At 67.7% G+C, this 11549-nt stretch carries 11 protein-coding genes; 2 read left to right on the top strand and 9 right to left on the bottom strand.

Going from position 1 to position 11549, the window contains the following annotated elements; translation table 11 throughout:
- The first annotated feature begins 50 nt into the window (after positions 1-50).
- Entirely contained in the window at positions 51-431 is a 381-nt protein-coding gene (locus F466_RS0100940) for a group III truncated hemoglobin (RefSeq protein WP_018137880.1), read from the top strand.
- Positions 432-1270: 839 nt separating this feature from the next.
- Here the strand turns inward: F466_RS0100940 and F466_RS0100945 are convergent.
- The 9 genes from F466_RS0100945 to rpmE form a co-directional block, all read right to left on the bottom strand.
- Positions 1271-3331 (bottom strand): transglycosylase SLT domain-containing protein, encoded by a 2061-nt coding sequence (locus tag F466_RS0100945; RefSeq protein ID WP_018993236.1) that lies wholly within the window; start codon positions 3329-3331, stop codon positions 1271-1273.
- Positions 3332-3473: 142 nt separating this feature from the next.
- Positions 3474-4016, bottom strand: coding sequence for a pseudouridine synthase (locus F466_RS0100950; protein WP_038049992.1), 543 nt, complete (start codon positions 4014-4016; stop codon positions 3474-3476).
- A complete protein-coding gene (locus tag F466_RS0100955) occupies positions 4016-4681 on the bottom strand; it encodes a DUF1007 family protein (RefSeq protein WP_018138112.1) in 666 nt (221 codons plus the stop codon). The genes F466_RS0100950 and F466_RS0100955 overlap by 1 nt, the downstream gene beginning before the upstream one ends.
- Positions 4678-5625: a 5'-3' exonuclease H3TH domain-containing protein gene (locus F466_RS0100960; RefSeq protein ID WP_018993238.1), complete on the bottom strand. Its 948-nt coding sequence runs from the start codon at positions 5623-5625 to the stop codon at positions 4678-4680. The genes F466_RS0100955 and F466_RS0100960 overlap by 4 nt, the downstream gene beginning before the upstream one ends.
- Positions 5609-6532 (bottom strand): malate dehydrogenase, encoded by a 924-nt coding sequence (gene mdh / locus F466_RS0100965; RefSeq protein ID WP_018138114.1) that lies wholly within the window; start codon positions 6530-6532, stop codon positions 5609-5611. The genes F466_RS0100960 and mdh overlap by 17 nt, the downstream gene beginning before the upstream one ends.
- A 57-nt stretch (positions 6533-6589) precedes the next feature.
- The gene (locus tag F466_RS0100970) at positions 6590-7810 is read right to left on the bottom strand and encodes a malic enzyme-like NAD(P)-binding protein (protein ID WP_018138115.1); all 1221 of its coding nucleotides are present in this window, start codon (positions 7808-7810) and stop codon (positions 6590-6592) included.
- Between the two features lie 79 nt (positions 7811-7889).
- A complete protein-coding gene (locus tag F466_RS0100975) occupies positions 7890-8747 on the bottom strand; it encodes a M48 family metallopeptidase (protein ID WP_018993239.1) in 858 nt (285 codons plus the stop codon).
- A complete protein-coding gene (locus F466_RS0100980) occupies positions 8744-9520 on the bottom strand; it encodes a thermonuclease family protein (RefSeq protein ID WP_018993240.1) in 777 nt (258 codons plus the stop codon). Before F466_RS0100980 ends, F466_RS0100975 begins: the two co-directional genes overlap by 4 nt.
- A gap of 100 nt (positions 9521-9620) precedes the next feature.
- A complete protein-coding gene (rpmE, locus tag F466_RS0100985) occupies positions 9621-9824 on the bottom strand; it encodes a 50S ribosomal protein L31 (protein ID WP_018138118.1) in 204 nt (67 codons plus the stop codon).
- Positions 9825-10161: 337 nt separating this feature from the next.
- Between rpmE and rimO the strand changes: the two genes are divergently transcribed.
- A complete protein-coding gene (gene rimO, locus F466_RS0100990; RefSeq protein ID WP_026296389.1) occupies positions 10162-11523 on the top strand; it encodes a 30S ribosomal protein S12 methylthiotransferase RimO in 1362 nt (453 codons plus the stop codon).
- Positions 11524-11549: the final 26 nt, after the last annotated feature.

The following is an 11549-nucleotide window of genomic DNA, read 5'->3' on the forward strand; positions in this document are numbered from 1 at the left end:
ATCAACATGCAGGGTAACGGTTGCCGCGGGATTCGTCAGGAGACTCACCCATGGCCTTTCGCAAACTCGAGCCACTGTGCGACAAGATCGGCGCCGACCGCATCCGCGCGGTCATCGACGACTTCTATCGCCGCCTGTCCAGCGACCCGGAGATCGGGCACCACTTCGAACGCATTCAGGACTTCGAGTCCCATGTCCGGCGCATCTCGGATTTCTGGTACATGAACCTGGGCGGACGTCTGGAACAGCCGCCCACGATCGACATGGTCGGCAAGCATGCGCCGATGAACCTGACCGAGGCCGATCTGGCGATCTGGATGCGGCACTTCAAGGCGACCACCGAGGAGCATCTGGAGGCGCCACTAGCGGCCGAGTGGCAGCAGCTGGCCGAGGGCATCGCCAGCCGGATGCGCGAGGACATCATTCGCTAGCGTCGCCCTACCCTCCTGCCCTGTTGGGGCGGGGCCTGATTCGGCATCCGGTGTTTACGGTGCCTTCGGCCGGCCGCCTGCCTGCGCTGTCTCGGCAGCGCGCCCCGAGTTACTTCTTTGCTCGTGCAAAGGAGTAACCAAGAAACACGCCCGGGATTCGCCCAGGAACCTTGCTCCGGCCGCGCCAGGCCGGCGGCGCTGAAACTCGCTGCGCTGTCGCTCCGCTCAGACAGTCAGCGCCTCTCTTCCGGCCTGTCACGCCCTCCACAAGGGGCTCATATCGGGAGGGTAGGTCAAAACCAGTCGTGTTCCAGCGCTTCTGGCTATCCCTTACGCCGTAGGGTGCGTTGAGCGCAGCGAAACGCACCCTGCCAACGCCGGGGCAACCCCCTGATGCGATTCGCTGCGCTCATCCGCATCCTACATGGGGGTTGGCGCCCGCTCGCGGGCGCGGCACGCCAGGGCCACAGGCCGCGCGTGCCTAGATATGGGAACACCTAGCCTTCAACCATTGCCACGAACGTCTGGATCGCCGTTGTCTTGACCTTCTCCCCCCGTATGAAGCCCCTTGCGGAAGGGTCCTCGGGACGGAAAAGAGGCGCTGACTGTCTGAGCGGAGCCAAAGGCGTAGCGAGTTTCAGCGCCGCCGGCCCGAGGGCCCTGGAGCAAGGTCCCCGGGCGGAATCCGGGTGCCCTTCTTTGGGTACTTTCTTGGGCAAGCAAGAAAGTACCTCGCGGCGCGCTGGCGAGACAGCGCTTGGCAGGCGGCTGGACGAAGCCAGAGTAAACACCGACGACGAACCAGGGCCAGCCTCAGCGCGTGAAGCAGCCCCGGCCCGTCAGCAGGCGTTTTCGGTGTAGCCCGGCGCATCGCAGAAGGCGCGCCCGAGCGCGAGGTCCTCGCGCATGTTGCGCAGCGCCTGGAGGTGATCCTCGCGGCTCGCCGCGAGTTTGGACTCCGGCGCCACCGGGAACAGCAGCTGCGACAGCGACGGCGGGTCCTGCCCCAGACGCACCGCATAGACGATCTGGTAGGCATACACCCGGCGCACGTAATCGCGCGTCTCCGAGAACGGGATCAGCTCGGCCCAGATATCGGCGTCCATCTCGCCATCGTCCGGCAGCCAGGAGCGCACGCGATGCGCCCCGGCGTTGTAGGCCGCCGTGGACAGCAGGCTGTGCCCGCCAAAGCGGTCCAGGTTGCGCCGCAGGTAGTAGGTGCCCAGCGTCGCATTGGTCGCCGGGTCGAGGATGTCCCAATCGGAGTTGACCCGGACCCCGGCACTGGAGGCAATCGAGCGCCCGGTCGCCGGCATGATTTGCATCACCCCCAACGCACCGGCCCCGGAGCGCACGTCATGCAGAAAGGCGCTCTCCTGGCGGGCAATCGCCATCGCCCAGGCCGGGTCGATGCCCTGTTTCTCCGCGCCCGGGACGATCAGGGAATCGAAGGCCAGCGGGAAGCGCAGCTCGATATCGTCCCAGTTGCGGGCCCGCGCAATGGTGAAGATCGCGCGGTCGTACCAGTTCCAGTCGGCGAACTCGGCGGCCGCGGCCTCGAGCTCGGGCGGCTCCATGTTGGCCACGGTACGGGTCCACTCGCGGCGTGCCTCGGCGTAGCGGTCCAGCGCCACCAGCTCGCGCATGCGCTGCATGGAGGGGCGGTCCTTGATCGATTCGCGCGCACCATTGGCCAGCTGCAGAGGCTGGTGCCCGATGCGGTAGGGCTGGCCCAGACGATCGGCGGCCAGGAACCCGTGGAAGTTGCGCTCCCGCGCCGCCCGTTCGTAGAAGAAACGTGCCTCGTCGGCATCGTCCAGTTGCTCCAGCGCCCGTGCATACCAGTACTGCCAGGCGGTCTCGTCGCGGGCATCGCGGCTCATGGAGCGGATCGCGCTTTTGACCGTCTCCCAGTCGCCATCATGGAGCGCGGCACGTACCTGCCACTGGCGCAGCTGGTCGTCGAAGACCTCCGCGTCGAGCCCCTCCATGAACTCCAGCGTCTCGGAGCGGAAACGGAGGGCAAGGCGCAGCGCGAGCGCATGCTCAATCTCGCGGGCGGTCTCGGCCGGGAAGCCCAGACGCTCGCCGCGCTCCTCCCAGTCCTTCAGTGCCGCATCCAGGTCCTGCGGAATCCAGCGCTTGAACGCCTGTTCCAGCATCGCCTCGGCAGAACGATGATCGTCCGCGCGGACGTCGACCTCGACCACCCGTGCCGGACGCGACTCGAGCTCCAGCCAGCGCTCCGCCCAGTCGCGATCGGCGCTGGCCAGGTAGCGGCGCAGGTAGCGCGCGAGCCCGGTCTGGCGCGCCTGCATCGCCAGGGCGAAACGCTCCCAGGCCAGCTCATCGGTCAGCCCGCCGGCATCGCGCCAGGCCTTGAGCGCCGGATCACAGGCACTGGGACGGGACTGGCCGTGCAGCCAGATGGAGTCCATATCCTCGATCGCCGCGGAGGTGTTGCCGGTCTCGATCAGTGCCTTGCGCCGCTGGCAGTCCTGCGTGACGGAGAGATCGCGCCCGTCGTCGGCGAAGTCGAGATACCGCGACCAGGCCTCTTCGCGGGCCAGATAGGAGAGGTAGTTGCTGCGCAACTGGCCGGCCAGCGGGGTGTCGTCGTGCTCTTCGATAAAGGCGCGCACGGCATCGGGGTCCGCACGCCCCAGGTCGCGAGCCAGTTCGCGATGATCCAGATAGGGCGTCAGCGGATAACCCTCGAGCGTGCTGCGGGCATTGCGATAGGCCGTCATGTCGCCACGACTCAGGGCGCGTTCGGCATGCAGGAACAGGCTGCGTTCGAAGACCATCCCGGTCGGGCCCGGGTTAGCCGCCGGAGCCCCAGCGGCGAAGGCCATGACCAGACCGGTCAGACCCGTGGTGAGTATCCTGTGCAGGCGCATTGGATTGCGTTCTCGCTTGGCTGATCCGTTCATATTCCGCACGACCGGTGGCGGGCGCAATGGTCTTGTGGTGATTTCGCACCGGCCGGGCCGCATTCCGCGACAATCCCGCGACGCCCCGGCGCGGCGCTTGTGACCGGTTTCACTCGCGTTCGATCACCGAGAACGCCCCGCGTTCCAGGCCATCCAGGGTCCAGGAGGCCACCCGGTAGCGCACCAGTCGCAGGGTCGGATGCCCCACCGCGGCGGTCATGCGCCGCACCTGGCGGTTGCGGCCCTCGTGCAGCGACAGCGCGAGCCAGGTCGTCGGGACGGACTTGCGGAAGCGTACGGGCGGGTCGCGCTCCGGCAGATCGGGCGGCGCCATGCGCTCGACTTTCGCCGGCTGCGTGCGTCCATCCTTCAGATCCACCCCGGTGCGCAGGGCCTCCAGGGCGGCGTCATCGGGCTCTCCCTCCACCTGTACCCAGTAGGTCTTGCTGGTCTTGTGGCGCGGCTGGGTCAGCCGCGCATTCAGGCGCCCGTCGTCGGTCAGCACCATCAGCCCCTCGCTGTCGCGGTCCAGGCGCCCGGCCGGGTAGACCCCGGGGATGTCGATGTAATCCGCCAGCGTGGGGCGCCCTTCCGGGTCGGTGAACTGCGGCAGCACGCCCCAGGGCTTGTGGAACAAAACGATTCGGTGCATCAATCGCAGCGCACGGTTACACGCTCGGCAAAATGGCGCCCCAGGTCATAGTCCACCGTGGCTCCGTAATCGAGCATCATGGCCTTGGCGACGAGTTGAGGATCCGGGCGGGGGCGCTCCAGTTCTGCACTGCAACCCGCGGCCGCGAGCCCGTCGGCCTCGACGATGCGCGTACCGGCCGGCTCCTCGTGCAGGAGCTCGATGAAATAGGTCGGGTCGTAGACCTTGTACGCCAGGGTCTCGGAACCCACATCGACTGGCTCGTCCAGCGCCAGGCGGAAACGGAAGAACAGGAGCCCGTCTTCCATGCGCATGGACGGATCGGGCTCGGCAGCGACGTCCACCGCGCGCCCGCCGGCCTCGACATGGCTGTACCACTCGTATTCCTCGAGGTTGCCGAGGATCTCGCGGGCGAGCGCCTGCAGCTTCTCCTCTTCGGTCGCGCCCTCCTGATGCGCCAGGGCATCCTCGTAGAGGTACTGCCCGTAGGTCGGGTCGAAGCGCCAGCGATGCAGCATATGGGTGATGCGCCCCTCGCCATCGCGCTCCAGCGTGATCTCCAGATCAATCCAGGCATGCGGATGCGCCTGTACCGGCGCACTGACCAGCAGCAACCACACCAGGCCCGCGGCAAGGATGGCGTAGAGAAGGGAACGTGGCCTCATGCAATCTCCGGGGTCGTGGACCGCCAGGCACCGGCGGCCGCCAGCAGGCGACCATGATAATCGCGCGCGACCCCGAGTTCCGCGAGCCAGCGCGCGGCATCGGGTTTCGGCCCGGTGGGTTGCAGGGCGTCGAGCCCCGGCAGGTCGGGGATGCGGTCCGCCAGCCCGGTCAGGCGGCGCGACAGGCGCAGCCGGTCCGACTGCTCGGCAATGCGCGCGGCCACGGCGTCGGCCCGACGGATATTGCAACGCGCCACGGCCTGCGGTTCGGCTAGCACCGTATCCAGATCGTCCAGGCGGCGCAGGATCCGCGCCGCGGTCCTGGGGCCCACGCCCTCGATACCCGGGATGTTGTCGCTGGCATCGCCCGCCAGGGCGAGCATGTCCGCAACCTGTTCCGGACGGATGCGAAAGCGCTTCTCGATCGCACGGCGATCCAGCGCGGTCCCGCGCTCCGGATCATGCATCCGGTCCTGGTCACCGAGGATGACCTGGGTCAGGTCCTTGTCCGCGCTCTTGACCTCGATGCGACAGCCCGCGGCCCGGCCGACACGCGCCAGGCTGGCGATCAGGTCGTCGGCCTCGTACTCGGGATGGGCCAGGGTCCGGAAGCCGAGTTGACCAAGCAGCTCCCGGATACGCGCGAACTGCTCGCGCAGCTCCGGTGGCGCCGGCGGGCGGTGGGCCTTGTAGGTGGGGTCGAGCCGGTGGCGAAAGCCCCGGCGCAGGCTCTCGTCGAAACAAAAGGCGATCGGACCCGGGGCGCAGGCGGGCAGCCACTGGCAGAGCGAATGAACCAGCCCGTGCACGGCCCCTCCCGGCCTCCCGAGCGGATCCAGGTCCAGGCCGCGCGCGAACCAGGCACGAAAGACAAAGATGCTGGAGTCGACCAGCGTCAGGGTCGGGCGCGGCAGCCCCGGGCGCGACTCAGTGCAGGCGCTCAAGGTCCTTGCGCACCCCGGCGATGGACTGGTCGAAGGCCGCGCGTTCATCCGCGTCCAGTTCCAGCTCGATCACCCGTTCCATGCCGCCCTGGCCAAGGATGCAGGGCACGCCCATGGCCACATCGCGTTCCCCGTACTCACCCTCCAGCAGGGCCACGGTCGGCAGCACGCGCCGGCGATCCACGGCGATCGCCTCGACCATCTCGGCGATGGCCGCGGCGGGCGCGCCATAGGCGCTGGAGGTCTGTTTCAGGGCAAGGATCTCGGCACCCCCGTGGCGGGTACGCTCGACGATGTTGTCGAGCGTCGCCTGGTCCATGAAGTGGTGCAGCGGCACGCCGTTGACACTGGAATAGCGCAACAGCGGCACCATCGCATCGCCATGACCACCCAGGACCAGGGCCTGGATGTCGTGGGTGGACAGCCCCGTCTCCAGGGCGATGAAGGCCTCCATGCGCGAGGTATCCAGCACCCCGGCCTGCCCGAAGATCCGGTCGCGACTCCAGCCGGTCTTCTGCCAGGCGCGGTAGGTCAGCACGTCCACCGGGTTGGACACGACCAGGATGCGGCTCTGCGGCGCATGGACGAGGATGTCCTGCAGGATCTGGTCGAGGATCTCGACGTTCTTGTCCAGGACATCGGAGCGCGACATGCCCGGCTTGCGCGGCAGCCCGGCCGTGACGATCACCAGTTCCGCGCCAGCGATCACCGAGGGTTCGTGACTACCGACCAGGCGCGTATCGAAGCGCAGCAGGGGCGCGGTCTCCTGGATGTCCAGCGCCGCACCGGCCGCCGCACCCTCGCGCACGTCCAGCAACGCGATCTCGCGGGCGACATCGCGCCGAGCCAGGAACTGGGCGGTGGATTCGCCGACGCGTCCGGCTCCGATAATGGCGATTTTCTGCATGCTTCCCTCGTATGACGGAGGTGGAGTTTGGAGAAGCGCTGATCAATCAGCGTCTCCTTAGCGGCGGGCAACCCCGCTGTCGCGCGCGGCCTGTGCGACCGCCTGCGGCACAGTATCGATCAGGCGCGGATCGAACGGGGTCGGCAGAATGTAGTGTGGACCAAACTCGAGCGCCTCCAGGCCATAGGCGTCCAGCACGGCCTGCGGGATCGGCTCGCGAGCCAGTTCGGCCAGCGCATGCACGGCCGCGACCAGCATCTCGTCATTGATCCGGCGCGCGCGCACATCCAGCGCACCGCGGAAGATGAACGGGAAGCCCAGCACGTTGTTGACCTGGTTGGGGTAGTCCGAACGGCCTGTCGCCATGATCAGGTCGTCGCGCGTCTCGAGCGCCAGTTCCGGCCGGATCTCCGGATCCGGGTTGGACAGCGCGAAGATCACCGGCTTTGGTGCCATGGACTTCAGCATCTCGGGCGTCAGCAGATCGGGGCCCGACAGCCCGATGAAAACATCCGCCCCCTCGCAGGCGTCCTCCAGCGTGCGCGCCTCGGTATCGACCGCGAAGATCTGCTTGTACTCGTTCAGGTCGTTGCGCTGGCTGTGGATCACGCCCTTGCGGTCCACCATAAACAGGTTCTTCTTGCTCGCCCCCAGGCGCAGCAGCAGTTGCATGGAGGCGATGCCGGCCGCGCCGGCGCCAACGCAGACGATCTTCGCGTCACTGAGCTTCTTGCCCTGGATCTCCAGGGCATTGACCAGACCGGCCGCGGTGATGACCGCCGTGCCATGCTGGTCATCGTGGAAGACGGGGATATCCAGACGCTCGGACAGGCGGCGCTCGATCTCGAAGCAGTGCGGCGCGGCGATGTCCTCGAGGTTGATCCCGCCGAAGCCGCCGGCAATGCGGGCCACGGTGTTGATGAAGTCCTCCGGCTGCGGCGCATCCACCTCGATGTCGTAGACGTCGATGTTGGCGAAGGCCTTGAACAGGACGCCCTTGCCCTCCATCACCGGCTTGGCCGCCAGCGCGCCGACATTGCCCAGTCCCAGCACGGCCGTGCCATCGGTGATCACCGCGACCAGGTTGCCCTTGCCGGTATAGCGGTAGGCCAGCTCCGGATCGGAGGCAATCGCGCGCACCGGCGCGGCCACGCCGGGCGAATAGGCCAGGGAGAGGTCATCCTGGGTCGCCGTGGGCTTGGTGATATGGATGGCCAGTTTCCCGGCCGGCTGCTGTTCGTGGTAATCCAGCGCGCGCTGGGTGAAATCGTTGGACATGGCGTTGCGGGGCCTTTTGGTCAAGCAGTGACTGTCAGAGTGCAGCGGGGTTCCGGGGCCAGTTCGGCCCCGCGACCGGTCAGTTGACCGGGTGGGTCGGCACCGAGGACCGCCGGGCCTGCTCGTACAGCGGCCGGAATTCGTCGGCCATGCGGGTCAGGTCGCGCTGGCGCGACTCGGGCGCCGGGTGCGTGCTCAGGAACACCGGATGACTTCCATTGGCCTGTTCCGCCATCTTGCGCCACAGGCTCGCGGCCGCGTCCGGATCATAACCGGCCCGCGCGGCCAGTTCGATCCCGATGCGGTCGGCCTCCGCCTCCATCCGGCGGCTGTGCGGCAGCTGCACCGCGAGCGCGGCCCCCAGGGCGGCGCCGGTCAGTGCGACGGGCGAGCGGTCGCCGGTCATCGCATAGCCCGCTACCGCGAGATTGCTGGCCAGGGCCACCGACATCTTCTCGGCCGTGTGCGCGGACAGCGCATGGGCGATCTCGTGGCCGATGATCTGCGCCAGCTCGTCGTCGGTCAGTTCCAGTTGCTCAATGATGCCGGAGTAGATCGCCATCTTGCCACCGGCCATGGCGAAGGCGTTGACCGTGTCCGGTGCCTCGATCACGCGAATCTCCCAATCCCAGTCGGCGGTCTCGGGGCGGTACTTGACCGCCTGCGCCACCACACGCTCGGTGATCTGCTGTACGCGCGCGGTCATCTCCGGGTCAGCGTCCACCCTCCCCTCCTCGCGCGCCGGGGCCAGCATCTCCACATAGGCCGTGCGCGAGGCGTCGATCGCCTGGTTCTCGGAAACGAGCATCAGCTGCGAGCGCCCGGTGACCGGGTTGGTAGTACAGCCCGGCAGCGCAACGGCCAGGCCCGCGCCGATCAGCAGCGTCAGGGCCAGCGCCGCCCAGCGACGGGGAAACAGGCGGGACAGGGCGTTCATGGATCAAGCACCTCGAGATCAAAGGGGTGGCGGATACGCATCCGCCCTCGCTCCCTCCAAGGATACACCGCGCCGCGCGCAACAACGGTGTTACCCAGCAGTGAGCGTGGTTCCAGATCCTCGAAAAAATCGCGGTCATCGCCGGAGATCAGCAGGTCCAGCGGGCCGTCCAGTACGAGCACCCAGTGCGGGTCGCGCACGCGCACGTCGATCACCTCGCCCTGGATCCGCAGCCGCCCCTGCGAGCGCTCGCGCGGCGGCTCCAGCCAGCCGACCGGGAGGGCCTCGAGCCGCTCCAGCCAGAGCCCTCGTGACGCTTCCCGTGCCACGGTCTCGGCCCCGTAGTAGCACTCATCCAGGGGATCCGGTTCCGGCCCGGGGCGCGGCATCGCCAGGCCCTCCCCAATCAGGCTGGCCGCCAGCAGCGGCCCATCGTCGATCCAGGCATGCATACGCAGGCGGCCATAGGCGTCGCGGGCCGGACGTCGCGGCAACAGCACCAGGCGCTGATCGACGCCGCGCAGGCGTTCCTCCAGGGATTCGCGCAAGTCCAGCCCGAAGCCCACCGGTAACAGCTGTGGCGCGACCGACGGGAGTGCGGCCGCCGATGCCAGACCCAGCAGACGGATATGTCGCCCGTCTTCCAGCTCCAGGGCATCCGGCGCCCAGACACGCTCGACCGTTACGCGCTGCAGATCGCGTGGGTCGTGGTCCTCCAGCGCACACTGCGCCGCGCCCCCCGGGGCGAGCAGCCACGCCGACAGCGCGACCAAACAAACGAGGGCGCCCCGCGGGACGCCCTCGTTACATGGCCCGAGCATCCACTGGACGCCCCGCCAGAAACCACCTCGCGCCATCGGGCGCGAACACACTTTAGAATGCGAAGCGGCGGTTGAACTTGTCGACCTGACCGGCGGTGTCAACGATCTTCTGCTTGCCGGTGTAGAACGGGTGGCACTGCGAGCACACGTCCAAATGCATCTCGTCTTTCGAGAGAGTGGAGCGGGTCTCGAACTGCGCACCGCAGCTGCAGATGACCTTGACGTTGTGGTAGTTCGGATGAATGTCGGCTTTCATGGTCGGCTCACGCGTGTTCTGGCGAAAAGTGCGATAGCATAGCCGCCTTTCCGGGGCTGTTGCAAGGTCCTTCGTGAAGGCCGGCAAGCGGGCCCTGTGTACGCAAGCCCCTGAAGATAGCGTCCCTTCGAGGCATTTGGGGCGGCCTGTGGATAACCTTGTGGACGGATTGTCAACGCCGGCCGCCAACGGGGCCAAAAGGGGCGGCGCAACCCGCCCCCGAACGACACCCTGTCCACGCAACCCGTTAAATCAAAAGAACAATCGGGGAGTACACCGGCTGACGCACCAGGATCGGGGCGCGCCCGGAGCAGCTCCCAGAAGGCGATAACGTACTGTGAATAAAAGCAACACCCCGTCTCCCGACAACGCGCAGCGCGTGGGCTTTGTCAGCCTCGGTTGCCCGAAGGCCCTGGTCGACTCCGAACAGATCCTGACGCGCCTGCGCGCCGAAGGCTACGAGATCGCCGCCGACTACGACGGCGCGGACCTCGTCGTGGTCAATACCTGCGGCTTCATCGACGATGCGGTGGCCGAATCCCTGGACGTGATCGGCGAGGCCCTGGATGCCAATGGCCGGGTGATCGTCACGGGCTGCCTGGGCAAGGATGCCGAGCGCATCCACGAGACCCACCCGGGCGTGCTCGCGGTCACCGGCCCGCATGCCTACGAGGAAGTCGTGGGCGCGGTGCACGAACACCTGCCGCCGCCGGCGGCCCCGTTCGAGTCACTGGTGCCGCCGCAGGGGATCCGCCTGACCCCGCGCCACTACGCCTACCTGAAGATCTCCGAGGGCTGCAATCACCGCTGCAGCTTCTGCATCATCCCCAGCCTGCGCGGCGACCTGGTCAGCCGCCCGATCGGCGAGGTGCTGGCCGAGGCGGAGCGCCTGGCCGCGGCCGGCGTGCGCGAGATCCTGGTGATCTCGCAGGACACCTCGGCCTATGGCGTGGACGTGAAGTACCGCACTGGCTTCCATGGCGGGCGCCCGATCCGTTCTGATATTGCCCACCTGGCCGAGGCACTGGGCCAGCTCGGCATCTGGGTGCGTCTGCACTATGTCTACCCCTACCCGCACGTAGATCGGCTGATCCCACTGATGGGCTCGGGCGAGGACGGCGGGCTCCTGCCGTATCTGGACATGCCGCTGCAGCACGGCCACCCCCGGGTACTCAAGGCGATGCGCCGCCCGGCCGCCGCCGAGCGCGTTCTGGAACGCATTGCGAGCTGGCGCGAGCAGGTCCCCGACCTGACCCTGCGCTCGACCTTTATCGTGGGCTTTCCGGGCGAAACCGAGGCCGAGTTCGAGACCCTGCTGGAGTTCCTGCACGAGGCGCAGCTGGACCGCGTCGGGGCCTTTGCCTACTCGCCCGTGGAGGGTGCGGCGGCCAACGACCTGCCGGACCCGGTGCCGGAGGCCGTGCGCGAGGAGCGCCTGGCGCGCTTCATGGACGTGCAGGCCCGGATCAGCGCCGAGCGGTTGCGCCGCCGGATCGGCAGCCAGCCGGTAGTGCTGGTCGACGAGGTGCACACGGATGGGACCGTGATTGCCCGCTCTGCCGCGGAAGCCCCGGAGATCGACGGCGTGATCCGCGTCGCCGGGGTCGACCCGGAATCGGTGGATATCGGGGACTTCATCGAGGTCGCGATCACCGACACCGACGAGCACGACCTGATCGCCGAACTGCCAGACGACTGACCACAAGCCGACCGAACGGAAGCACT

The organism is Thioalkalivibrio sp. ALgr1, assembly GCF_000378285.1.
Taxonomy (GTDB): domain Bacteria; phylum Pseudomonadota; class Gammaproteobacteria; order Ectothiorhodospirales; family Ectothiorhodospiraceae; genus Thioalkalivibrio.